We start from the raw sequence: 24,562 nt of genomic DNA on the forward strand, positions 1-24,562 counted from the left end.
AGGAGTAATACACCATGTCTTTTCAGATGGATCGACGCCAATATATTGAGCTTCATGGCCCAACGACAGGCGACGGCATTCGTCTCGCCGATACCAACCTTATTGCCCGTGTGGAAAAAGATTTCACTAAATACGGCGAGGAAGTATCCTTCGGCGGCGGCAAGGTAATTCGCGATGGTATGGGGCAGAACTCGCGCATGCGCGGTAACGATATGGTTCCGGACCTCGTCATTACCAACGGAACGGTCATTGACCACACAGGCATCTTCACCGCTGATATCGCGATAAAAGACGGCAAGATCATGAAGATCGGCAACGCCGGTAACCCAGACATCATGGATGATGTCGACGTCATGATCGGTGTGGGCACCGAAGTTATTGGCGGTGAAGGAAAGATCATTACCGCTGGTGCTATTGACACCCACGTGCACTTCATCTCACCAGAGCAGGTAGAAGCAGCTCTCGACAACGGCACCACCACGCTGATTGGCGGCGGAACCGGCCCGGTCGATTCCACGAACGCAACCACGGTTACCGCTGGCGCCGACAACATCACCCACATGATTCGTGCGACGGAAAACTTCTCCGTCAACGTGGGTTTCTTGGGTAAAGGCCACGCTTCGGATGCTAACCCGCTGCGTGAGCAAATCAAGGCCGGAGCCATTGGCCTGAAGATTCACGAGGACTGGGGCGCTACTGCCAACACCATCGACCAGGCACTTACGGTCGCCGATGAGATGGATATCCAAGTCGCTATCCATACAGACACTCTGAACGAAGGTGGCTTTGCCGATAACACCATCGCTGCTTTCAAGGACCGTGTAATCCATACTTTCCACACGGAAGGTGCTGGCGGTGGGCACGCCCCAGACATCTTGAAGGTCGCTGGCCTGGATAACGTTTTGCCTGCGTCTACCAACCCGACACTGCCTTATACCGTCAACACGATGGATGAGCACCTGGACATGATCATGGTGTGTCACCACTTGAACCCAGATCTTCCAGAAGACGTTGCGTTCGCTGATTCGCGTATCCGCAAAGAAACGATTGCCGCAGAAGATGTTTTGCATGACCGCGGAATTTTGTCCATCACGTCCTCTGACTCGCAGGCAATGGGCCGCGTCGGCGAAGTCGTTTTGCGTACCTGGCAGGTCGCACACCGTATGAAGGAACAATTTGGTTCTTTGGCTGGCGACTCGGAAAACAACGATAACGAGCGCATCAAGCGTTACATCGCGAAGTACACGATCAACCCAGCTATTGCTTCTGGTATCTCGCACTCCGTTGGATCGGTAGAAGAAGGCAAACTGGCGGACCTCGTCATCTGGGATCCGAAGAACTTTGGCGTGAAGCCAAGCATGGTTCTGAAGTCTGGCTACGTAGTACGTTCGATCATGGGTGATGCTAACGCGTCTATCCCGACTCCACAGCCTCGCACCATGCGCTATTCCTACGGTGCTTTGGGCCATGCATCACGCCGTAACTCGGTCACCTTCTTGTCGACGGCTGCCATGGAAGCTGGCGTGCCAGAAACATTGCGCATTGCTCGTCGTTTCGTCGAAGCCAAGAATATGCGCGAGATTTCGAAGAAGGACATGCGCCTGAACGACGCTACGCCAGAGATTAAGGTGGATCCAGAGACCTACGAGTTGTCCGTCGATGGTGAAATCATCACTGCAGAGCCAGCAACGGAACTGCCGATGACGCAGCGTTACTTCTTGTTCTAATCACAACAGGCCCCTGTTTTCAGCCCGACTACTGCAAGAAAGGTAGATATGATTATCACCGAAATTCCCGGGAACCTGGAGAATTTGCCAGATGGTGGCTCTGAGCGCACCATCGACTGGGTGGAATTCGACAACGAAACCCGCTTGAAGCGTGTACAGCGCGCTCGCGCTAATTCCGGTGCAGAAGTTGCCCTGCGTTTTTCCAGTGACTTCACGGAGCTGAAAGACGGGGACGTTCTTTACGACGACGGCGAGAAGCTGTTCGTCGTCAAGATCAAGCCGACTGATGTTTTGGTTATCACGCCAGCATCTGTGCAAGAAGCACTGCGAGTTGCACATACCCTCGGGAATCGTCACCTACAGGCACAGTTCTTCGGTACTGATAGCCAGTTCGGTGCCGAGGTGATGGTGGTGCGCTACGACCATACGGTTGAGCATCACCTGGACCATGTCGGTGTGTCCTACGAGCGCACCGAACACGTAATGCCGGAGGCGTTCCGCCATGCCGAACACACCCACTAAGGCCGTGAACTCTGCTGATATAAGCAACCGTGGCTATGCACAACTAGTGCTGTGGCACCTGACTGACTCCGCGTTACCCACCGGTGGCTTTGCCCACTCTGCGGGTATGGAGGTCTCGGTGCAATCCGGTGAGATCGATTCCCCGGACACCTACGGCAAGTGGCTCCACGGCTATCTGCGACAGGCAAGCTATTCTGAAGCTCTCGCTGTCCGCTTCGCTGTCGAACTGCAGCAAGCTGACCTCAGCGTCGAAGAGAAGCAAGAACAATTGCATTCTCTAGATCAGTTGGTGCATGCCTGTCAGACCCCCAAGCAGGTCCGTACTTCGATGAACTCGATGGGCAAGCGGATGTCCCGAGTCGCTGCAATCATCGCCCCGGAGGACGCGCTGGTATCGCACTATAAAAAGAGCCTCACCGACCGCAGCTTGCACGGAAATCCAGGGATCGCCGCGGGGCTCGTCCTTGGTTCCGTTGGGGTCGGCGCGCGGGAAGCTGTCACCGCCTACCTCATGCAGATGGCGAACTCAATGACGCAAAACGCGATCCGTGCTATCCCATTGGGACAAGATGCGGGCCAGCGCGTGCTTGTACAGGCGTACCCAGCGATCACGCAGGCTGCGGAAATGACGATGGAGCATGACGTCAGCGATCTTGGGGTCGTGGCACCACGTCTCGAGGTTGCGCAGATGGCTCACGAGAGCTTGATCTCTCGAATGTTCATGTCCTAGATCTCTAACTAATCTGTTGCCGAGAAGCGGTGTAGCGTGTAGCGCTACACCAGTAGTACACAAACGAAAGGAACTTGTTCCGTGAGCATTATTAAAATCGGAGTTGGTGGCCCAGTTGGTTCGGGTAAAACCGCGCTAATCGAACGCATTACCCGCGCCCTAGACGGCGAAGTGTCAATGGCTGCGATCACCAATGATATTTACACGACGGAAGATGCAAAGATCCTCGCTCGCGACGGTCTGCTACCCGTAGATCGCATCATTGGTGTGGAGACCGGTGGTTGCCCACATACCGCAATTCGTGAAGACACCTCCATGAACGAAGATGCCATCGAAGAACTAATGAACCGTCACTCGGATCTAGAGTTGGTGTTCGTGGAATCCGGCGGAGATAATCTCTCTGCGACGTTCTCGCCAGAACTGGTCGATTTCTCGATCTACATTATTGACGTGGCGCAAGGTGAGAAGATTCCTCGCAAGGCTGGCCAGGGCATGATTAAATCCGACATGTTCGTGATCAACAAGACTGACTTGGCCCCACACGTGGGCGCTGATCTGCAAGTGATGACGGATGATTCCAAGGTCTTCCGCGGCGATAAGCCATTTGTCCTGACGAACCTCAAATCTGACGAAGGCCTGGATAAGCTCGTCGAATGGATTCGCCATGACGTGTTGATGCAGGATCTGGCTGATTAGTATGTGGAAGCTCCCGCAAGACCGTTTTTTGCATGATCCGCCACGCAAAGAAATGGGCGAGCTGGAACTCGGCATAGCCTTAAGCGATGGCAAATCGGTAGCAACCAAGCAATACCACACCCGGGCTCTGAAAGTGATCCGCCCGCATTATCTAGATGATTCCGGGCAGGTTTATTACATCATCGTGAACCCGGGTGGAGGATACGTCGGTGGTGATGCGTACCGCATCGATCTGGATGTCGACAAGAATGCGTCTATGTTGATCACCGATCAGTCGGCGGCGAAGGTGTACCGCACACCTGATGAGTATGTGGTACAAAATATGTCCTTCTCCGTTGCAGAAGGCGCGGTATTGGAATACATTCCGGATCAGCTTATTCTGTACCGGGACGCGGATTTCCGCCAGCACATCACTGCTAAAGTGCACCCCACCGGCAGTTTGTTCATGTCGGATATCGTTACCCCTGGATGGTCGCCTGACGGGGGACAATTCCAGTACACCCAGGCACATCTGCGTAATGTCGTGGAAATTGACGGCGAGACCGCTCTGATCGATAACCTCAGGCTATGTCCGCAGGAAACAGAGTTTGACGAAAATCTCGATTTTGCCATGGGCGGGCGAACCCACGTTGCGACCGCCATTTGCTTCGACCCTGCCGTTGACGATGATTTACTGGCTGCCGTTCGTAAAGTGGTGGCAGAGCACGCCGACGCGGACGACTCCATGGAAGCAGCGATCACCGCCACTGAACGCCCGGGTTTTGTTTTGCGTGCAATCGGCAAACGAACAGAAGAGCTCTTGTCATTGGTTCTGGCGGTTGCTGGGGTAGTTCGCGCTACCCGCGGCCAAGGCCCGATTAATCTGCGTCAATACTAGTTGCTTGCTGAGCAGTGATCGCGAGGTCTTGCGCCAGCGATCGGTGCCCAGCAGTTTTCATGGGCGGGGTTAGCCTTCGTGCTCGCTGCCCATGAAATGCAGTAGCTTATGTGCATTTTCATCTTTGATCGCATAAAACATTGAACGTCCCTCGCGTCTGTAGGCGACTGTGCCGTTGAGCTCCATGGCGCGCAGTGCGGCAGAGCAGGTAGCTACGCGCACTCCTGTCGTTTCCGCAAGCTCACTGACGGTGAGAACATACGGTCCTGCGAAATGCAGGGCCGTTAGTATTTTCAAGCGTGTGATATCCCCGAGAATGCGGAAAGTGGTGCACCAGTTTTCGGCGCGGTCCAGGTTTTTTTCGAGTTCGGACATTCCTGCTCCTGAGAATATTTTGTGTACTCCGTATTTCAGCTTAGCGCTAACTGCAGATAATTTCTTATTCAATTGAATGGTTGATAGATCAAACCTGTGAAAACCGGTCATTCTGAAGCTCAGCTCGCTTCACAAGAAGAAGTGCAACGTGAGAATGCTGAACCTGACAGTACTAGCAGCGTAGGTAGTGCCGACTGAGACGTTCTCGGCTTCAGTGCACAGGCTCGCCGCACCATAATTTGGTCGATCCTGCTCGTGCTCCTGCTTATCGTTGTCTTTGCTTCCGGCATAATTATCGATCCGACACCAATTAGTCTGTCAGATGTGCGCATTGCCTTAGCGCACAATATCTTCGGTGCGGAAGCACCCGCCTCCGCATCTTCCGCGAATGCCGTGATTTGGGACATTCGTATTCCTCGTCTGATTTTGGGGGCAGCAGTAGGGGCGGGTCTCGCCGTCGCAGGTGCGATCTTGCAGGCGGTGGTGCGAAACGCTCTGGCAGACCCATATATTTTGGGTATTAACTCTGGTGCCAGTACCGGTGCAGCGCTGGCCATCCTCTTTGGTGTAAGCGCAGGCTTCGGTGAATACGCGTTGCAGGGCGCAGCCTTCATCGGCGCGCTCGCAGCGTCGGCCGTAATGTTCTTTATTGCGCGATCAGCGGGTCGGTTGACCTCCGTGCGACTTCTCATGGCAGGTATCGCCGTAGGCTATGCCTTGTCTGCTCTGACCTCATTTTTAATTTTTGCCTCCGATTCCGCGGAAGGCTCTCGCTCTGTGATGTTCTGGCTCCTCGGACCTCTCGGGCTTGGCGCCGTTGGGGGGGGGGGGGCTTTTGCTCCTCGGCAGCGCGCCGCTTGTGCTGGCTGTGACAATCGTTTTCTGGTCCATGGGGCGCCGCATTGATGCCTTGAGCGTTGGCGACGACGCAGCATTGACTATGGGCGTAACTCCAGACCGCATGCGCGTCATCCTGGTGGTGTTGACCTGTATTCTCGTCGGCTCTGTCGTGGCCATGGCTGGCTCGATTGGTTTCGTCGGTTTGGTGATTCCGCACGCTGCCCGCCGTTTGGTGGGTGGTTCACACCGCCACATGATTCCGGTCGCCGCATTACTGGGCGCTAGTTTGCTGATCGCCGCGGATATTGGGGCGCGCACGCTGCTGGCACCGCAAGAAATCCCCATCGGCATCTTGACCTCCCTGGTCGGCGCACCATTTTTGATTTTGCTGGTTCGCTGGATGGGAGTTTTGAAATGATTACTGCTGAGAGCGTTCTTTATCAGGAGATCATCAAGGATATTTCCTTCGAAATTCCCGACCACGGTGTTGTCGGCCTTGTGGGGCCGAATGGTTCGGGCAAAACCACGCTGCTGCGCACGCTCTTTGGTGCGCTGCAACCGACCGAAGGCAGGGTGCTCCTGAATGGGGCACCTCTGGCCTCGATGCGGGCGCGCAAAATCGCTCACGAGCTTTCCGTGGTGGCGCAAGACAGTGGGGAACCACCGCAAATGACCGTCGCAGAAGTAGTTCGTTTAGGCCGACTGCCGCATAAAGACAATTCTGACGACGGCATCATCGATGCTTTAAAAAGCGTCGGTATGTTGCACAAAGCACAAGCGCCTTTGACACATCGTTCCGGCGGTGAGCGGCAGCGTGTGATGATTGCCCGCGCCTTTATTCAGGACGCCTCGCATATCTTGCTCGACGAGCCGACGAACCACTTGGATATTCACTACCAGTTGGAGGTCTTCAAACTGATCAAGGACTACCGCGCCAATGCCACGGTCGTGTTGCACGACCTGAACATGGCGCTGGAGTACTGCGATTGGGTCCACTTGCTGGAAGAAGGCCGGCTGGTGGAATCAGGACCACCTGGCGAGGTACTGGTCCCGGAAATCCTCGAGCCCATTTATAACGTTCGCGTGGTGCGAGCAGAGCACCATTTACACTTCGAAAGGTTCGAAAATGAAAAACCAGCGCAAAAAAATCGCCCCGCTCCTGACCGTACCGCTCATCCTGGCAGGCTGCAGCAGCGCAGAAACTGAGGACACCGCGATCTCGCTGCAAAACTGCGGACGCACCGTCACTCTGGATGCCCCTCCAGAGCGCGTCGTTTTGCAAGGGCCCACTTCAGTACCAACTTTGCAACGCCTGGGCGTGCTTGACCGGGTTGTAGCAAAGGCCGGTGAATATCCGGACGAGTACTTTGACGACGAGACTAATGCGGCACTGGAGAAAATCCCGTCGCTGACTAGTCGCATGGATTCAAGCGGCCATCTGGAGCTGTCGAAAGAATCCATCATGGCCGAAGAACCAGACCTGATCATTGGCCAGAGTGAGACCGTGAACCCAGAAACCACCATCGAGACTGCACTCGTGCAAGAGCCAGGCTTCTGTGGTGAGGTGAAGAACGCGTCCTTCGACGATGTGTATGATCACATCGACCTGTACGGTACGCTGTTTGCCAAGGAAGACGAAGCCCAGAAAATCAAAGACGAGGTTGCTGCGGATCTGGAGAAGATCGGCTCGGACGCCGGAAAAGGCAAGACCGTGGCTGTGCTGTACCCAGGCATTGAGGGGGCAAGCACCTACGCTTATGGTAAAGACTCCATGCGCTGAACCACCATCACCACTGGCAATCGATGGTGTTGAACAGTTGCAGAAGTTCTTGTCTGAGAACTAGCCCAACGCTAGCCGCGTACCTGATCGGCGGCCTGGGCGGCAGTGATCAGCCCCAGTGGCACGCGCACCATTTCATCGGCACCCACATTATAAGAGCGTGAGATAAGCCCCGTAATCAGGTAGCTGCCGTCTGGCTGCGGTATAAGCCACGGATCGGCCACCGCGACCTCCGCCAGGGTAAAACGCGCGGTGGTGATCACGGTGCCTTTGTATTTGCGCACGCCATCGCCGTTTTCTGCGGCCGCATCTCGGGTGAATGCCACGCGGTGTGCATCTACCTTGGTGGCTCCATTCTTGGCGTTTACCCCGCCCTTGGTGATCTCCGCGAAACGGAAGGCCAGGTCGGCGTCGAGAAGAAGATCAGGTTGGGGTGGTGCAGGGGTGTTTGGGCCAGGTTCTGGCGAATAATTCAGTGGAATATAAAACTCCTCGGCCGCATTGATGGAACCTGCGCCGGGGTAGACGTATACACCCCAATTATCACCAGGGGTGGTTTCGGGTGGATCTACCACGATACGGGCGGTGAAAGAGCCGTCAGCATTCATTCGCTGCTCCTGCCTTGCGATGGAACGGCGCATGTCAATGGCTCCGGCAGGAATACTGTCCAAGGTGCCTTCTGGCATGACCCACGCCATGCGATCGTGTGGGTGGGTGCGGGTAGATGGATCTGCGCCCTCGCTGGGTTTCCAGTGTGCGGGGAAGGCTCCGTATAGGGCGTAGAGGCCATTGGGCACACCCGGCGGGACAGGGAGGGGAAAGCCACCTTGGTTAGCCTTGGGGGAGAATCCGATGCCATGCACGAGCAGCACGTCGCCGTGGTGGACGGTCGCGCCTTCGACGGGGGTGCCGTCTTCGAAAGTCACGGAAATCTGTGGATTTTCAGTAATTTTCGGGAAAATAGGTAGGTCGTCCGGAATCACCGGTGTGGCGGCGTGGGCGCTGGGAGTGATCTCGGGAGTGCCGGGAGCAAGCGTGCTAGCTGCAAGGGCGAGGGTGAGCACGGCGGCGGAAAGTGATGCTGTGCTCCGGGAGAAACCACCGTTGCGTATGCGGGGTGCGTGGAATAGAAAGTGAGAGTTCATATTATTCAGGTTAATCCATGACCAGGTTCGCCAATCTCAATTTTTTATGGTTTGCCTCACCTGGGTGATGATCTGATTGGGTTGTCACTGAATCGTGGACGTCATTCGCCGTTGTATTTCCTGGGGTGTCTGAGATCCACCGTTAGAAGTGGCTTTGCATAAGGGGAAAAGAGGCAGAGTCGAAACCGCTTTCCCAGTGCATGGACACGGAGTTAGAAAGCTGCCGGGGTAAAACGGTAAAGGTTACAAAACCTTGCTCAACAAGATCATTCTTTCACTCCAGTTAAGGAGAGATGATGGGCCTAAAGATATATGGAATCGATGTAGAAGAGACTCAATATGACGATGCGCTTTTTATACAGTTTCGGGAGGAATTTCTCACTGACCATCTACAACAATTCAGCCAGCCTGACATTATTGAATTAGCGCCAGAGGACGGTGAATATGAGCTGGCCTTTGAACGCGCGGTTCGTAGTTTGATTGATGAGGACATTTTCGTTAGTGAGCAATGGCTTAAAGCGATCGAATTGGCGGTTCATATCCCAGACTACTGGGAGTCGGATTTTATCGAATACGACAAGCGTGTACGCGCCCATCACGCAAAGGCAAGCGCCTAACTCGCAACATTTACCACCAACCCGGTTCGATCATCATCGCGCCGGGTTTTGTTATACCCACACCAAGAATTCCTGGGTGGAATCACCAATGGATACGGCAACCACCACCGCAGATAACTCGGATGCACATGCCGAGGACGACCTCGAAAACCACAAGCTTCAGCTGCGGGAAAGCGAGTCCAGAGCGCTCAAGCATTTGGCGTTGATGTCTCAATGCTCCGTTGCAGCAGCTCCGACGGGACTCAAAAGCATGTCGAGACGCTCAAGGAAGCATTCGACAAGCTGCAAGCACAGGTATTAGCTCTCCGCATTCGTGGAGAAGAGACATGCTTGACGTGTTCTACTGCCAGCGACTTGGCATTACCTCGCATGCGCGGAGAAGAGCATGGAAAAGTTTCGGTGAAGCTCTACCAACACGCACTGGGGCAGGCAGCCGCACCGGCACAGACCATGGTGCCTGCAGCACGAAGCCGTGCAGAATGGATGGACAAACTGCGCCCATTCGAGTTGGTCCGTCGGCAGACGCAGCGCTAGTTAGAAGCCACTAGTGAGAAGCTAGGAGAAATCCCCGCACGGTCAGCCGTACTCGAGCACAGCCACTAAACTGGAAGGCATGCAGCGCTGGGTCATTCACATCGACATGGACGCGTTTTTCGCTTCCGTCGAACAGCTGACCCGGCCCACTCTGCGTGGCCGCCCCGTCATCGTTGGCGGCATGAATGGCCGGGGAGTTGTCGCCGGGGCTTCCTATGAAGCCCGCAAATTCGGGGTGTCGTCTGCGATGCCTACGTACCGCGCGTTGCAACTCATCGGCTTTGGCGCGGTACAAATCCAGCCGCGTAAAGCTGTGTACTCGGCTGCCAGCAAACGCGTGTTTGAGCTGATTCACCAGCGCGTGGACCTGGTGGAACAACTCTCTATCGACGAAGCCTTCATGGAACCTGCCGAACTCATCGGAGCCACCGCGGCAGAGGTCAAGGACTGGGCGGATAACCTGCGCGCAGAGATCAAAGACATCACCGGTTTGCCGTCTTCGATTGGCGCGGGCTCTGGAAAACAATTTGCAAAAATCGGCTCGGGCCAGGCGAAACCGGATGGCTCCAAGATCATTCCTGTTGACGATGAACTGGAATTTCTGCACCCGTTGCCCGTCGGCAAGCTGTGGGGCGTGGGCCCAGTAACGGCGTCAAAGCTCCAGGCCATTGGCGTGACGACGATCGGTGATCTGGCGAATATGAGCGAGCGGGAGGTAAAAATCTCGTTGGGCGGCACCCTCGGCATGGATTTGTGGCACCTGGCGCGTGGCATCGATGAGCGGCCGGTGGCCCCGCGCGCAGAGGCGAAGTCACATTCGGCGGAACAAACCTTTGCTAAGGACCTGACCACCGCCGCAGAGGTGGATGAGGCGCTTGGCTGGGCTGCGGAATCCGCACATAAACGCTTGCTTGCCGACGGCCGGGGCGCGCGCACGGTCACAGTGAAGCTAAAAATGGCGGATTTTCGCACCGAAACCCGCTCAGCTACCCTGCCGTATGCCACCGATAACGCCGAAACCTTGCGTGCAGTCGCCGACACTATTGTCCGTTACCCAGCAGAAACCGGTCCCGTGCGGTTAGTCGGCGTCGGCTATTCCGGTTTGGAAACCGCCCGGCAAGACGTGTTGTTTCCGGAGTTGGACCGCGCAGCGCAGCGGCAGGTTGCCGCGAGTGCTAGCGGTGGGGTGAGCATGGAAGAACCAACGATGGTCACCGGTATTCCGGGCGCGGATGGGGTAGTGGTTCCGGGGCCTGTAGAAGACGCGGCGGCCGAACAGCCCAGTGCTCCTGAGCTTCCCGGCAGCCACTGGCGCGCAACCCAGGATGTGTTCCACCCAGATTTCGGTCACGGCTGGATCCAAGGCAGTGGGCACGGGGTGGTGTCTGTGCGATTCGAAACCCGAGCCACCGGGCCTGGCAAGACCCGGACTTTCCCTGCCGATGACTCGCAATTGGTGCCGGCGGACCCGCTGGATTCTTTGGCGTGGCAAGACTGGTTAGCCGAAAAGTTGCATTAATCGAAGCAGCGGAATAACTCTTCCGGGGCTGTGCCGGTGGCCAAGGCAATAATCAAGGCTAGCCGCGCTTGGCCTGGATGCACCGTGCGTGCGGAAATCGCACCGTGTTCAGCTAAGGTGGCCCCGCCGCCGCCACCACCGTAGGCCAGCTGCACTGCGCCGTGGGGCACACGTGTGGCCACGATAACTGGGATTCCGTGTCGTAGTGCACGCTGTGCGGCCTGCCCGAGTTCTGCGGACATATTCCCGGACCCCAGTGCTTCGATGACCACCCCGTCGACGCCTGTATCCACGGCGTAATCTAGCAAGTCCGCGGTGGCGCCGGGATATCCTGCGAGCACGGGCACCCGGAAGCCGGATAAAGATGGCAGCGTGGCGAATTTTGGTACCGTTGCCGCACTACCGTGTGCGATGAAAGCAGTGAGCTCTGCAGTGTGGCGTTTGTGTACCGCGGTAGCAGGCAGATTCTGCCCGCCGAAGTGCACTTCCACTGCGTTGGTTGGGAGCAATTCCACAGCGCGTCTGATTGCGCCCGCCAGGTTGCCCGGCCCGTCGGTCTCTGGATGATCGAAGGAGCGTTGTGCCCCTGTGAACACCACTGGCGCGCCGTGTACCAGCAGGGCAGTGGCGAAGGCAGATTCCTCCATAGAATCTGTGCCATGCGTGACGACGACCGCGTCCACCGCGGGATCGGTAGCTTGTTCGGTGATGGCAGCCAGCAGCGTGTCCAGCTCTGGTAGGCCGATCGAGGAGGAATCTAACTGCAGTGCGTCGTGGACGCAGAAGGTGAGCTCGTCGACAAGCCTGTTGTGCCCGGTTGGTTGCTGGCGAAGTTGTTGTTGCGCGGCGTCGACAAGCTGTTGGCCGCTGACCGTGGGCACGAGCGCGCCGGATTCATTGGTGGTACATGCGATGGTGCCTCCGGTGCAGATGACGGAAATCTGGCGAGTCATGAATTCAAGTATAAAAGGCACACGGGTAAGATTTCTTCGAGCGCTACGAGTATCAAAGCTGTGGCTTCGAATTTGCTTACGCAGATGTCTATTTTGGAGGATTAACCGTGAAATTCACGAAAACGAGCATCGCCGCCGCGACTGTCGGTTTGGCGCTGACCCTGGCGGCTTGCTCTGACGACGCCGACAACGCGGGTACCGCCGCCGAAAGCACGAAGAAAGCAGAATCGAGCACTTCGGCCAAGGCCGCGCCAGTTGAGCTGCCTACCAAAGAAGTGCTGAACGACGTTTTGCAGCGCGCTGCAGACCCGAACCTGCCTGCAGAAGAGCGTGTACTCACCGTCGAAGGCGGCGAGGAATTCCCAGAGCTGTTCGACACCATGGCTGCCGCAAAGATGGAATCGGGAGCTGAATTCAACGTCGTCGATCCCGTTTTGCCGGGTTACACCGAGGGATCAGCGTTGGCGACCGTCGCCTACTCTTTGCCAGAGCGTGAGGTGCAGCCTGCCGATAACGTCGAGTTCATCCACCAAGATGGCCACTGGAAGCTTTCACGTGAATGGGCCTGCGTCTTGGTTACCAATACTGTGGAACCAGAGCAGGTTCCAGCGGTCTGTATGGATGGCGGCGTTGAGGTACCACCGAACGAGGCTGAAGTTATCGACGAAGGCCACCAGGAATTGCCGGAGGCACACAACGAGCACGGAGAGCACCCGGCTCCTGCGCAGTAAATAATTCCTGCGCAGTAAATAATTATGGGCCACGAGTTCTTAGACTCGCGATAGACAAAGACCGCCTGCACCAGATGAGATTGGTGCAGGCGGTCTTTTGTTTGTATCGGGTGCTCGAACTTAGTTCACAACCGGAGCCATCCAGGACAGGATGTTTGTTTGCAAGAAGACTAAGGTGCAGAGCCCGATCAGCAGGATGATGGAGTAACCAACCACCGACTTGAAAATCGAGCTTTCCTTGCCTTCCATGCTGACGGCGGTGGCCGCAATAGCCAGCGATTGTGGTGAGATCATCTTGCCGACGACACCACCGGTGGTATTAGCTGCCAGCAACAGGTCTGGGTTGAGGCCGATGTTATTAGCGGCGGTGACTTGTAGGTTCGCGAACAGTGCGTTGGCGGATGTGTCGGAGCCAGTAATCGCGGTGCCGACCCAGCCCAGAACTGGTGCCAGGAAGCCGTAGACAGCACCGAGCGAGGCGACGTAGGTGCCCATGGCGACGGTTTGGCCGGAGTAGTTCATGACATAGGCCAGCGCCAGAACCATGACGATGGTCAATGCAGTCCAGCGCATCTTGTATGCGGTGCTGGTTAGCTCACTGACGACGTCGCTACCTTTGACGCGGAACTTACCGTTGTGGTTGTAGATTCCGTAGATAACCGCAACGATGATTCCGGAGATCAACAGCAGCGTACCTGGGTTATTGATGATCTTGAAGGTGTACGAAGTGTCGATGACATCGCCAGAGGCGTTAACCAGACGGTCGGTGAGTAACGGCCAGGCGAAAGAAATTTTTGCCTTATCTAGGATGCCCGGGATGGTTTCGCCGAGGTTTGCCAGACCAAAGATGACGGTAACGATGGCGTACGGCATCATGGCCATCCAGACACGAGACTTGGTCAATACCTCGCCATCGTCTTCGCGTTCTGGGATGTCAAGACGCTTACGCATGGCGGCAACGCCCTTGGGTTGCCACACACGCAAGAAGGCGAAAGCAGCGCCCAGGGAAGCCAGGCAGGCGACGATGTCGGTGAGCTGATAGGCGAAGAAGTTCGATGCCCACCATTGTGCGATTGCGAAGGAACCACCAATGATTGCTGCTGCCGGAGCGGCTTCGCGCACACCGCGGAATCCGTCGAGGATAAACAGCAAGATAAACGGCACTAAGAAGGCGAAAAATGGAGCCTGGTGTCCGACGATGGCTGCGATGTTTTCGGTCTGTTCGACGGTACGTCCGCCGACGTTACCTGCGGTGGTAATTGGGATTGCGACGGCGCCGAAGGCTACCGGGGCGGTATTAGCCAGCAAAACTGTGGTGGCGGCCTTCAGTGGCTTTACGCCCAGGGCCAGGATCATCGTTGCGGTAATTGCCACTGGTGCACCGAATCCAGCGAGTGCTTCCAGCAATCCACCGAAACAGAAGGCAATAAGGATGGCTTGAATACGAATATCGCCGTTACCGAGGGCATCGAATGTGCGGCGCAGGTCTTGGAATCGGCCGGAAACGACGGTGACCTGGTAGAACCAGATCGCCATCATGATGACCCAGACGATCGGCAATAGGCCGAATAGACCACCGCGGAAAGCTGACGAAAGCGCAGCGTCGACTGGCATGCTCATGCCGAAAATGGCAATCAGCAGTGCTGCTAGTAGGGCCGCGGCGCCTGAGGTGTGTGCGCGTGCTTTCACGAACAACAGCATGACGAAGAAGGTCACCAGTGGAACGGCGGAAATGAGGGCGGTGAGCCCGAGACTTCCTCCGATAGCTTCGGTATTAACCATAAATTGGTTCACGGGAGACTCCGAACTGTGAGGTGGATAAAAAGCTTCGTAATGAGGCGTTACGAGAAGATACTTAGCCGACTGCGTAGCATCCGCCGCGCTGGTGCTGGTGCATCCATCGCGCTGATGCATTGAGAATGCAGCACGTAGCTAAATCGATTCAGGCACCCGGAAAATTGGGGCACAAACCGGTAACATGAGTCACGAAAATGACGTTAACACAGCCCAATTCACGAAATTGAATTACCTGCAAAACACAGTTTCTGGAGGAGTCTTCGGTACGGGATTCTTAGAAGCAGCGGGCGTTTGCCGACGAAACCCGCGCCAATGCAGCGGTTGGTTAACCCGTCGACATTATGCAGAGAACCTTAGTGGCATGTGCTGCTATTGCGCGCTGCTAAAACGCATTCGCGTGGAAGAATCCTGCACGACGCTGGCTGCACCGTCGTCGTTGCCGTAGACCACGCGCGTGGTGAAATCGAGCTCGCCAGCAACCGGCAGTGGCTGTTTCATATCCACGGTCAAAGAACCACGCGAGCGAGTATCGGTGCTAGTCACATTCAAAGTGTCGTCGGCAAAACCTTCCGCGCCAGCATGCCCCTCTAAGGACAACGCTCCAAGTGCGGGACGTTGCTCGACGGAGATATCAAGTTTCACCTCATCGCCAGAAATATCTGTCACCGTAAACGTCGTGGTTTGCAGCATGGTTGCTTCGCCAGTGACACGAGAATCCACCGACCATTGCGCGCCAATGCCCACTGGCTCGTCCGGGAAAATCACGGGTGTGGACACCAACTTCGTCAGCGACTGTTCCACAACAGCACGCGCCTGATCGCTAGCCTGTTGCGGTGCGGCCAACAGCAACGTATTTAACTGGCCATTATTTTCAGCCAACCAACCAAAACCAAAACCGTCGGCAGAAGCGATCTCCTCTGCTAAACCTGCCGCATTTAAACCGGCATCATCAGCAGAGCCATTGCTAGTTTTGGTTCCGGAAATATGTGGGTCGCGCACCCGGAAATCGACATGTCGCGCAGAATCTGCACCGGGAGTCGAGTCAGTAAAACCTTCTGGAACCAGCACGGAACCAGCCACCGGCAGAGTAGTGGTCACCAAATCTCCCAGTTCCGGGGCCTCGGTCACCAGTTGATCATTTTTCATGACCAGCTGCTGGAACCCTTCTGATACTTGAATATCGACTGCTTGCTCGGAACTCACGTCGTTGTAGGACAGGAGCTTGCGCTCGCCCGTACCGGTAGACAGCACCTGGATGCGTGGTGGGTCTAGCGGAAGCCCGACGGCTTGCTCTGTAGCAGGGGCTTCGCCACGACGTTCACCCGCGCTACCGGCACTGGCGCCCGCGCTGTTGCTGGTCTCATCGCTTGCCGAGCCTTCTTCCCCACAGGCAGCTAGTAGCAGGGCCGACGTCGTTAAGAGCGAAGCCACAGCAAGGCGTCGGGATTTGGCGTCGCGCCGCGAACGGGCAGAGTGCCGCGAATTAGCTGAGCGGCGAGAATTGGCTGAGCGGCGAGAACCCGTCGAGCCACGAGAAGCAAAATGGGAAAAAGCAGCAGCAGAAATCACGCTTGCCAGTTTAGCCAGCGCGGCGATTTCACGTAAAACCCTACTTTCAGGAACAATAAAGGCCGTGACTAGGTTAAAAACGTTGCCAACTCGACGACGCGCACCCTACCTGCGGCTCATGTTGCTGGTAATCGCAGGCGTCGTAGGGTTCGACCAAGCCAGCAAAATCGCTATCGAGGCTGCACTGCAACCCGGTCAAGCCTTCCCAATTCTCGGTGACTGGTTCCGCTTTTTACTGGTCTACAACCCAGGAGCGGCGTTTTCCCTAGGTAGTGAATCTTCTACGTGGCTGTTTACTACCTTTCAGCTGGTTTTCCTCGTCGGGGTGCTGCTAGCGTCGCCACGCATCGACGACCGTTTCCAAGCAATCGCTCTGGCGATGGTTGCTGGTGGCGCAGGCGGAAATTTAGTGGATCGACTGTTCCGCGAGCCGGGTTTTTGGTTCGGCCACGTGGTGGATTTCATTTCGGTGGGCGATTTTGCCATTTTCAATGTCGCAGACTCGTTTATCACCGTCGGTGTCGTGTTGTTCCTGGCCGCGGTGTTCACGGAAGAGCATCGAGCACGCAAAGCAGTAACAGACACGCCACAAAACAGCATTGAGCAACCAGCACGCCCAGCCAAGGAGGTCGACGATGAGCACTAACCCACGTGAGACCCGTTCGTTGCCGGTGCCGGAAGGGCTGGCAGGTATGCGTGTCGATGCTGCGTTGGCGAAATTGCTGGGGCTGTCGCGCACAGTTGCGGCGAACCTGAGTGCGGACGGGGACGTGCTGGTTGACGGCACCGCCGTCGGCAAGTCGGAACGCTTACATGAAGGTGCCTGGTTGGAGGTCACACTGCCAGAACCTGCAAAGCCACTGGTGCCAAAAGAAGAACTCGTTGAAGGTATGGACATTTTGTACTTCGACGACGATTTGATCGCGGTGCACAAGCCTGTGGGCGTGGTCGCGCATCCTACTGTTGGTTGGGAAGGCCCCACTGTGGTGGGTGGTCTGGCTGCGGCTGGATTCCGCATCTCGACGTCTGGCCCGCCGGAGCGCAAGGGCATTGTGCAGCGCCTAGACGTCGGTACTTCGGGGGTGATGGTGGTGGCGGCTTCGGAGCGTGGTTATAGCAGCTTGAAAAACGCGTTTCGCGAGCGCAATGTGTCCAAAACCTACCATGCAGTGGTGCAGGGGTTGCCGGATCCTATCGAGGGCACCGTGGACGGTTCTATCGGGCGCCATCCCAGCGCCGGTTGGAAATTTGCAGTCACCGACGATGGTAAGCGCGCTATCACGCACTATCGTTTGTTGGAAGCTTTCCGCGAGGCTAGTTTGTTGGAGATTTCCCTGGAAACCGGGCGTACGCACCAGATTCGCGTGCACATGTCTGCGCTGGGGCACCCGTGCTGCGGGGACCCAATGTATGGTTCAGATCCGAATTTGGCGCAGCGGTTGGGCTTGCAGCGCCAGTGGTTACATGCGGTCAAGGTGGGATTCCACCATCCCGGTGACGGTCACTGGATGGAAATTGAAGCTCCGTACCCGGATGATCTTGCCGACGCCCTCGGCAAACTTCGGCAATAACAGAGTTGCCGAGGCAGAAACAGAGTTACCGAGGTAAAAGTTGCAGGGCAATCCCTCACAGAGAATACCTGGTCGCGGCGTGGGCGAGCGGGTGCTTCTCGTTGTTCTGGTTACAGCACTTGTGTGGTGGGCTGGCGGCGACGACAACGCGCGCCCGCGTCCTTTTGCTGGAGATCATCTGGGCCCACATGTTCAGCAGAGTCGTGCAGACTACACAGCGCTTGCCGACGCCTCCTTGGCAGCAGCTCTACAGCGAGCACCGGAACAGCCAGCGTTCGCGATGCTCTCTTTCGCTGCTCCGCTGTCTAGTGCTGACGCAGGTAGCTTGGTTGCTGATCTCCGTCGAGTAGGGAGCTTGATTACGCAAGATGCGCAGATTCTGGCCTTGCCAGAACCAGCCGCGATCCCAGAACCAACCGCGATCCCTGACCGAACTGGCATTCCCTCTGATAGTGAAATTGCGGCCGCGCGGACGCAGATTTTCACCAGCACCATAGCAGCTGCTTCTGGGATGAAGCCTTCGCAGATAGTGGAGTCTCCTAGGGAGACAGAATCGTCTGGCATCATTGCCGTCATCGCTTATGACACCCCACGGAAGCTGGAAGCTTTCACCCACGATCCACGTGTTGACGCTGTCGAAGTGCTGCCCCCGGATGCGGTGTGGGGACAGTTTGGCATCAGTCCACCGCAGGTTGCCCGCGGCGAGAACCCGCGCTTCCGCTAGAATTCTGGCTATGAAGAAGCGAGAATCGATCACTTTTACCGCCGCGCTTTTGGCGATTTTTGTGGGCTGTTTCAGCTTGGTCATTGGCGTATTCAATGGTTCTTTCGCCTGGCCAGGATTGTTTGCTGCGATCGTGGGTGCCTTCGTAGCGTTTTATGTTTTGCGTGCTCATGCGCGTGCACAAGAGGCACTGGAGTCTTAGCCGCCAGGCGCTAGAATAACTCCATGGCTAAAAAATCCTCTTTCGTTCATCTGCATAACCACACCGAATTTTCCATGTTGGATGGTATGGCCAAGGTGGATCTGCTTTCGGAAGAGGTGAACCGGCAAGAAATGCCTGCCGTCGGCATGACTGACCACGGCAATATGTTTGGTGCGGATGCGTTTTATCGTCGCATGACGTCGAAAGGCATCAAACCGATCATTGGTATCGAGGCCTATATGGCCCCGGAATCTCGCTTCAATAAAAACCGCGTGCGCTGGGGTACACCGGACCAAAAACGGGACGACGTCTCAGCCTCGGGTGCGTACTTGCACCAGACGATGCTCGCGGAAAATGCTACGGGTTTGAAAAATCTGTTTAAGCTTTCATCGCTGGCATCCTACGAAGGCCAGCTTGGTAAGTGGCCGCGCATGGACGCTGAGCTGATCGCCGAGCATGCCGACGGCATCATCGCAACTACTGGTTGTCCGTCGGGAGATGTACAGACGCGTCTGCGGTTGGGGCAATTCAACCAGGCTTTAGAAGCCGCAGCCATGTGGCAAGACATCTACGGCAAGGAAAATTATTTCCTGGAGTTGATGGACCATGGGCTGGACATCGAAAAGCGCACCAGGGATCAATTGCTAGAGATCGGCAAGCGCCTGGACTTGCCGCCGCTGGTGACCAACGACTGCCATTACGTGTTGCAATCGCAAGCTAAAGCCCACGAGGCAATGCTGTGCGTGCAGACGGGCAAAACTTTCCAAGACCCGGATCGCTTTAAGTTTGATGGCGACGGCTACTACATCAAATCTGCAGCGGAAATGCGTGAGAACTGGGACCACACCGTTCCAGATGGTTGCGATAACACGTTATGGATTGCCGAGCGCGTTGGTGATTATTCCTCCATGTGGGAAGAACACTCGCATGATCGCATGCCGGTTGCGGATGTGCCAGAGGGGTATACGCCGACGACGTGGCTGCACCACGAGGTGATGGAGGGCCTGGCAGAACGTTTCCCCGGCCAGGAAGTTCCCCGCGAATATATCGAGCGTGCGGAATACGAAATCGAGGTCATTGATGGCAAAGGGTATCCGTCGTACTTTCTGATCGTCGCGGAGATCATTAAATATGCTCGTTCGGTGGGCATTTGGGTCGGTCCGGGGCGCGGATCAGCCGCGGGCGCACTGGTGGCATATGCGTTGACGATTACCAATATCGACCCGATTGAGCACGGCCTGTTGTTCGAGCGTTTCTTGAACCCAGAACGCCCGTCGGCGCCTGATATCGATATTGACTTCGATGACCGTCGGCGTGGTGAAATGATCACTTATGCCGCAGAACGCTGGGGCGAGGACAAGATCGCGCAGGTGATCACTTTCGGCACAGTGAAGACTAAACAGGCGATTAAAGATGCGGCGAAGGTGCATTTCGGCCAACCCGGTTTCCAGATGGCTGACCGCATCAATGGCGCGCTGCCAGCGCCGATTATGGCCAAAGACATTCCGCTTTCCGGCATCATGGACCCGGAACACGAGCGCTATTCCGAGGCCACCGAGGTGCGTAACCTCATCGAATCTGACCCGGACGTGAAAAAGATTTACGACACCGCCCGCGGTTTGGAAGGCGTGGTGCGCCAACCGGGCGTGCATGCGTGTGCGGTGATTATGGCTTCGGTGCCGCTGATGGAGCACATTCCGATGTGGAAGCGCAACGCCGACGGTGCGATCATTACCGGTTGGGATTACCCCGCTTGTGAGGCCATAGGCCTGCTGAAGATGGACTTTCTGGGCCTGCGTAACCTGACGGTGATCGGTGATGCGTTACGCAATATCCGGCAAAACCGCGGCGAAGAAATTGATCTGGAAACACTCACGCCTGACGACGAATCGGTTTCCGAGGTGTACCGGCTGTTGTCGCGTGGCGAAACCTTGGGTGTGTTCCAGCTGGACTCCACGGGTATGCAGGAGTTGCTGAAACGCATGAACCCGACTGGGTTCAAAGACATCGTCGCCGCGCTTGCGCTGTATCGGCCAGGCCCGATGGGCGTGAATGCCCACTTGGATTATGCCGATCGCAAAAACGGGCGGAAACCGATTACTCCGATCCACCCGGAGCTGGCAGAGCCGTTGGAAGAGATCCTGGCGGAAACCTATGGTCTGATCGTGTACCAGGAGCAGATCATGCGTATTTCGCAGAAGCTCGCGAACTATACCGCTGGTGAGGCGGATGGTTTCCGAAAAGCCATGGGTAAGAAGAAACCGGAAGTGTTGGCCCAGCAATACGAGAAGTTCTCTTCGGGCATGGCAGAAAATGGCTATTCCAAGGAAGCTTGCGATACCTTGTGGGGCGTTATCGAGCCGTTTGCGTCTTATGCGTTCAACAAATCACACGCGGCGGGGTACGGGCTGGTGTCTTTCTGGACTGGGTACCTGAAGGCCTATTACACCGCGGAATATATGGCCGCCTTGCTGACCTCGGTGGGAGATAAAAAAGATAAGTCTGCGATCTATCTGGCTGACTGCCGACACCTGGGCATCAAGGTGATGCCGCCAGATGTCAACGAGTCGGATGTCGAGTTCATGGCTGTCGGCAAAGACATTCGTTACGGCATGGGGGCTGTGCGCAACGTCGGTACTGAAGTTGTCAATTCGATTATTAAAACGCGCAAGCAAAAAGGTGCCTACCGTTCGTTCGGCGATTACCTAGACAAGATCGAGCTGTTGCCGTGCTCAAAGCGGATTACGGAAGCCTTGATTAAAGCCGGCGCTTTCGATTCGCTGGGGCATCCGCGCAAGGGTTTGATGCTGATCCAGGAAGATGCCGTTGACTCGGTACAATCAACGAAGAAGGCCGCGGATAAGGGCCAATTCGACTTGTTTGCCGGCATGGGCGGTGATGATTCCGAACAAAACGCATTCACCATCACTGTTCCGGATGAATCCTGGGAGCGGAAACACGAGTTGGCTCTTGAACGCGAAATGCTTGGGCTGTATGTTTCTGGCCACCCACTGGACGGATACGAACAAGCGCTGGCTTCGTATATCGATACCGCACTGACGACGGTGGTTTCCGGTGAGTTAAAGCCGAAGCAAAATGTGGTCATCGGCGGCATTATTTCGAACGTAGACCGGCGCTTTTCCAAAAAGGATGGTTCGCCGTGGGCGATCGTCACCATTGAGGACCATCATGGTGCGCAGGTCGACGTATGGGTCTTCAGCAAGGCTTATTCGCTGGTGGCGGAAGATATTGTGGAAGATAATATCGTGCTGTTTAAAGCCCAGATCCAAGTCTGGGGTGACGGCGATCAGAAGGTTATTGGTAGTGACATGCGCGTTCCCGAGTTAGGGCGCGGCGGGGGAGCAGGGCTGCCGTTGCGTTTGCACTTGACGACGCAACAGTGCTCGATGGAAGCCATCGCCGCGCTGAAATCCGTGTTATTGGACCACCCAGGCGATACAGAAGTCTACCTAACCCTTAGCCACGGCGAGGCTGAAGAAGTGCTCGTGCTCGGTGATCATCTGACGGTCGATCGTTCAAATAGCTTGATGGGGGACTTGAAAGCCACGATGGGCCCGGGCATCGTCATGGCGCAGACCTAAGCCAGCATGGCGACGGATAATTTTTGGGAATTATCCGTGATAGCTAGCTATGTGATCTGCACTGGGGTGGTTACAATGAGTTGCTATGACTACCCCGCAGATTGCGCCAGCGTCCCCAGACAATTTCGAGCCCGTACGGGCCGCCGATATTCAGCTTGCGCAGTCGCGAATTTCCAGTGTAATTGCGCCTACCCCATTGCAGTATTGCCCTCGGCTTTCCCAGGAAACCGGTGCCGAAATCTTCTTGAAACGCGAGGACCTGCAAGACGTCCGCTCCTATAAAATTCGTGGGGCGTACTATTCCATCGCGAAGCTCAGCCAAGAAGAACGTGAAGCTGGAATCGTCGCTGCTTCGGCGGGCAACCACGCACAGGGTGTGGCTTATGCTTGCCGCACCATGGGCATCAAAGGTCGGATTTTTGTGCCGACGAAAACCCCGAAACAAAAACGTAACCGCATCAAAGTCCACGGCGGAGATGCCATCGAACTCGTGGTCACCGGTTCCAACTTCGACGAGGCAGCAGCTGCCGCCCGGGAAGAAGCCACGAAGCACGGATCGACCGTTATCGAACCTTTCGATGCTCGCGATACCATCGTCGGCCAAGGCACCGTAGCCGCCGAGATTCTGTCGCAGTTATCCGCGCGCGGACACAGCTTGGATACTGTTGTGGTTCCCGTCGGTGGCGGTGGTCTGTTGTCAGGCATCACAAGTTATTTTGCAGACATGGCACCAAACGCTGCTCTGGTGGCTGCAGAACCACTCGGTGCAGCCTCGCTCGATGCTGCGCTGACAGCCGGTGAACCGGTGACTCTGGAGACTGTGGATGCTTTCGTTGACGGGGCCGCGGTCAAACGCATCGGAGCTAAACCGTTTCACATCATCAATGCCAACCGGGAACGTATTCAGAACCTGCAGGTAGCCGAAGGCGCTGTATGTACTGCCCAGCTGAGCCTTTACCAAGATGAAGGCATCATTGCTGAACCCGCAGGTGCACTTTCAGTGGCTGCTCTGGAAAAAATAGATATCGCGCCGGGTTCAGTAGTGGTGTGCATTATTTCTGGTGGCAACAACGATGTGCTGCGTTATGCAGAAATCATGGAACGCAGCTTGGTTGATCGTGGGCTGAAACACTATTTTCTTGTGAATTTCTTGCAAGAACCAGGCCAGCTGCGTCATTTCTTGATGGAAATATTAGGCCCAGACGATGACATCACGCTGTTTGAATATCTCAAGCGAAACAACCGGGAAACCGGGGCTGCACTAGTGGGCTTGGAATTGGGTTCGGCTACAGACTTAGATCCTTTGCTTGAGCGTATGGCTGCGTCGTCGATTGAATGTCAGCGTTTGTTGCCGGGAACTCCGGAATATGACTATCTGGTGAAGTAGAACTGAGCGGGGAATGGAGCATTGTTATCAACTGCCTGTGGCGGGCGAATCGTTTCGTGCAGAGATTGAGATAAAACGCTCGCGGTTCATTGGAATCATCGAGCGCGTGTCCGACGACGAACAAGCACGCGGGTTTATTGATCGGGTGCGTGCAGAATTTCCCGATGCACGGCATCACTGTTCGGCATATGTTTACCGGGTGGATCAGGCTAACCCTGTGGAACGTTCTTCAGATGATGGTGAGCCGGGTGGAACTGCAGGCAAACCGATATTGGATGTGCTGAATGGCTCCGGAATGCAGGATCTTGCGTGCGTGGTAGTGCGTTATTTTGGTGGTATCAAACTCGGCGCAGGTGGTTTGGTGCATGCGTATTCGCAGACGGCAGGGGATGCTTTAGCGCAGGTACAGCGACGGTTGCGGTGCATGCGTAATTTGTATGAGGTGAGTTTCTCGCATGCTGCGGCACAGAAATACGAGGCCGAGCTGCGTGCGAAAAACATCATGATCACAGATACCCAGTACGGAGCGGATGTCACCTACACCTTGGCGGTGGATCCCGACGCGGTGGAGCAGCTTGAATCGCAATTGGCTGCGCTTACTTCTGGAACGGCGCAGCTAGTGGAAGCTGGTACGGCGTGGGTGGAAAAGCCGGTAGACTAGACG

Annotated in this window: 23 protein-coding genes and 1 pseudogene; 19 read left to right on the forward strand and 5 right to left on the reverse strand. The window is 56.0% G+C overall.

The features are described 5' to 3' along the window. The first annotated feature begins 14 nt into the window (after positions 1-14). From ureC to HMPREF1292_RS06535, 5 genes are all read left to right on the forward strand, one after another. Positions 15-1,727 (forward strand): urease subunit alpha, encoded by a 1,713-nt coding sequence (gene ureC / locus HMPREF1292_RS06515; protein WP_021352266.1) that lies wholly within the window; start codon positions 15-17, stop codon positions 1,725-1,727. 48 nt (positions 1,728-1,775) lie between these two features. Then, positions 1,776-2,249 (forward strand): urease accessory protein UreE, encoded by a 474-nt coding sequence (ureE, locus tag HMPREF1292_RS06520; RefSeq protein ID WP_023019234.1) that lies wholly within the window; start codon positions 1,776-1,778, stop codon positions 2,247-2,249. After that, positions 2,230-2,979: an urease accessory protein UreF gene (locus tag HMPREF1292_RS06525; protein ID WP_023019235.1), complete on the forward strand. Its 750-nt coding sequence runs from the start codon at positions 2,230-2,232 to the stop codon at positions 2,977-2,979. The genes ureE and HMPREF1292_RS06525 overlap by 20 nt, the downstream gene beginning before the upstream one ends. Positions 2,980-3,060: 81 nt before the next feature. Further along, positions 3,061-3,675: an urease accessory protein UreG gene (gene ureG, locus HMPREF1292_RS06530; RefSeq protein ID WP_021352269.1), complete on the forward strand. Its 615-nt coding sequence runs from the start codon at positions 3,061-3,063 to the stop codon at positions 3,673-3,675. Position 3,676: 1 nt separating this feature from the next. After that, entirely contained in the window at positions 3,677-4,552 is an 876-nt protein-coding gene (locus tag HMPREF1292_RS06535) for an urease accessory protein UreD (RefSeq protein WP_023019236.1), read from the forward strand. Between the two features lie 69 nt (positions 4,553-4,621). On the opposite strand, the gene HMPREF1292_RS06540 is transcribed toward HMPREF1292_RS06535, so the two are convergent. Beyond that, positions 4,622-4,927: a helix-turn-helix transcriptional regulator gene (locus HMPREF1292_RS06540; protein WP_021352271.1), complete on the reverse strand. Its 306-nt coding sequence runs from the start codon at positions 4,925-4,927 to the stop codon at positions 4,622-4,624. Between the two features lie 234 nt (positions 4,928-5,161). Here HMPREF1292_RS06540 and HMPREF1292_RS06545 point away from each other — a divergent pair. From HMPREF1292_RS06545 to HMPREF1292_RS06555, 3 genes and pseudogenes are all read left to right on the forward strand, one after another. Further along, a pseudogene (locus HMPREF1292_RS06545) lies at positions 5,162-6,185 on the forward strand (FecCD family ABC transporter permease). Next, the gene (locus HMPREF1292_RS06550; protein WP_023019239.1) at positions 6,182-6,973 is read left to right on the forward strand and encodes an ABC transporter ATP-binding protein; all 792 of its coding nucleotides are present in this window, start codon (positions 6,182-6,184) and stop codon (positions 6,971-6,973) included. The pseudogene HMPREF1292_RS06545 and the gene HMPREF1292_RS06550 overlap by 4 nt, the downstream one beginning before the upstream one ends. Then, entirely contained in the window at positions 6,894-7,547 is a 654-nt protein-coding gene (locus HMPREF1292_RS06555) for an ABC transporter substrate-binding protein (RefSeq protein ID WP_051137381.1), read from the forward strand. The genes HMPREF1292_RS06550 and HMPREF1292_RS06555 overlap by 80 nt, the downstream gene beginning before the upstream one ends. A 71-nt stretch (positions 7,548-7,618) precedes the next feature. On the opposite strand, the gene HMPREF1292_RS06560 is transcribed toward HMPREF1292_RS06555, so the two are convergent. Then, complete coding sequence (locus HMPREF1292_RS06560) at positions 7,619-8,692, reverse strand: hypothetical protein (RefSeq protein ID WP_023019241.1); 1,074 nt, start codon at positions 8,690-8,692, stop codon at positions 7,619-7,621. Between the two features lie 293 nt (positions 8,693-8,985). Here HMPREF1292_RS06560 and HMPREF1292_RS06565 point away from each other — a divergent pair, with 293 nt between their 5' ends. The 3 genes from HMPREF1292_RS06565 (at position 8,986) to HMPREF1292_RS06575 (ending at position 11,362) form a co-directional block, all read left to right on the forward strand. Beyond that, the gene (locus HMPREF1292_RS06565) at positions 8,986-9,309 is read left to right on the forward strand and encodes a hypothetical protein (protein WP_034654985.1); all 324 of its coding nucleotides are present in this window, start codon (positions 8,986-8,988) and stop codon (positions 9,307-9,309) included. Between the two features lie 213 nt (positions 9,310-9,522). After that, positions 9,523-9,843: a hypothetical protein gene (locus tag HMPREF1292_RS06570; RefSeq protein WP_023019243.1), complete on the forward strand. Its 321-nt coding sequence runs from the start codon at positions 9,523-9,525 to the stop codon at positions 9,841-9,843. A 79-nt stretch (positions 9,844-9,922) separates the two neighbouring features. Further along, positions 9,923-11,362 (forward strand): DNA polymerase IV, encoded by a 1,440-nt coding sequence (locus HMPREF1292_RS06575; protein ID WP_023019244.1) that lies wholly within the window; start codon positions 9,923-9,925, stop codon positions 11,360-11,362. Here HMPREF1292_RS06575 and HMPREF1292_RS06580 read toward each other — a convergent pair. After that, entirely contained in the window at positions 11,359-12,315 is a 957-nt protein-coding gene (locus HMPREF1292_RS06580; protein ID WP_023019245.1) for an asparaginase, read from the reverse strand. The genes HMPREF1292_RS06575 and HMPREF1292_RS06580 overlap by 4 nt on opposite strands. Before the next feature lie 107 nt (positions 12,316-12,422). Here HMPREF1292_RS06580 and HMPREF1292_RS06585 point away from each other — a divergent pair, with 107 nt between their 5' ends. Beyond that, positions 12,423-13,046: a hypothetical protein gene (locus HMPREF1292_RS06585; protein ID WP_023019246.1), complete on the forward strand. Its 624-nt coding sequence runs from the start codon at positions 12,423-12,425 to the stop codon at positions 13,044-13,046. A gap of 120 nt (positions 13,047-13,166) precedes the next feature. Here the strand turns inward: HMPREF1292_RS06585 and HMPREF1292_RS06590 are convergent, their stop codons facing one another. After that, positions 13,167-14,828 carry an L-lactate permease gene (locus HMPREF1292_RS06590; protein ID WP_275434889.1) on the reverse strand — a complete coding sequence of 554 codons (1,662 nt, stop codon included), beginning with the start codon at positions 14,826-14,828 and terminating at the stop codon, positions 13,167-13,169. A 384-nt stretch (positions 14,829-15,212) separates the two neighbouring features. Next, a complete protein-coding gene (locus HMPREF1292_RS06595; protein WP_051137382.1) occupies positions 15,213-16,412 on the reverse strand; it encodes a hypothetical protein in 1,200 nt (399 codons plus the stop codon). A 64-nt stretch (positions 16,413-16,476) separates the two neighbouring features. Between HMPREF1292_RS06595 and lspA the strand changes: the two genes are divergently transcribed. The 7 genes from lspA to HMPREF1292_RS06630 all read left to right on the forward strand — a co-directional run bounded on the left by lspA (position 16,477) and on the right by HMPREF1292_RS06630 (position 24,559). Beyond that, the gene (lspA, locus tag HMPREF1292_RS06600) at positions 16,477-17,058 is read left to right on the forward strand and encodes a signal peptidase II (RefSeq protein ID WP_369707191.1); all 582 of its coding nucleotides are present in this window, start codon (positions 16,477-16,479) and stop codon (positions 17,056-17,058) included. Then, positions 17,048-17,983, forward strand: coding sequence for an RluA family pseudouridine synthase (locus HMPREF1292_RS06605; protein WP_023019250.1), 936 nt, complete (start codon positions 17,048-17,050; stop codon positions 17,981-17,983). Before lspA ends, HMPREF1292_RS06605 begins: the two co-directional genes overlap by 11 nt. Before the next feature lie 91 nt (positions 17,984-18,074). Continuing rightward, a complete protein-coding gene (locus HMPREF1292_RS06610) occupies positions 18,075-18,707 on the forward strand; it encodes a hypothetical protein (protein WP_126925820.1) in 633 nt (210 codons plus the stop codon). Between the two features lie 10 nt (positions 18,708-18,717). Beyond that, entirely contained in the window at positions 18,718-18,909 is a 192-nt protein-coding gene (locus HMPREF1292_RS06615) for a hypothetical protein (protein WP_021352291.1), read from the forward strand. 23 nt (positions 18,910-18,932) lie between these two features. After that, positions 18,933-22,511, forward strand: a complete 3,579-nt coding sequence (gene dnaE, locus HMPREF1292_RS06620) for a DNA polymerase III subunit alpha (protein ID WP_023019252.1) — start codon at positions 18,933-18,935, stop codon at positions 22,509-22,511. A gap of 85 nt (positions 22,512-22,596) precedes the next feature. Continuing rightward, positions 22,597-23,898, forward strand: coding sequence for a threonine ammonia-lyase IlvA (gene ilvA / locus HMPREF1292_RS06625; protein WP_023019253.1), 1,302 nt, complete (start codon positions 22,597-22,599; stop codon positions 23,896-23,898). Between the two features lie 13 nt (positions 23,899-23,911). Continuing rightward, the gene (locus HMPREF1292_RS06630) at positions 23,912-24,559 is read left to right on the forward strand and encodes a YigZ family protein (RefSeq protein WP_023019254.1); all 648 of its coding nucleotides are present in this window, start codon (positions 23,912-23,914) and stop codon (positions 24,557-24,559) included. Positions 24,560-24,562 lie beyond the last annotated feature (3 nt).

Origin of the sequence: Corynebacterium sp. KPL1995, assembly GCF_000477935.1 — a bacterium.
GTDB classification, from domain to species: domain Bacteria; phylum Actinomycetota; class Actinomycetes; order Mycobacteriales; family Mycobacteriaceae; genus Corynebacterium; species Corynebacterium pseudodiphtheriticum.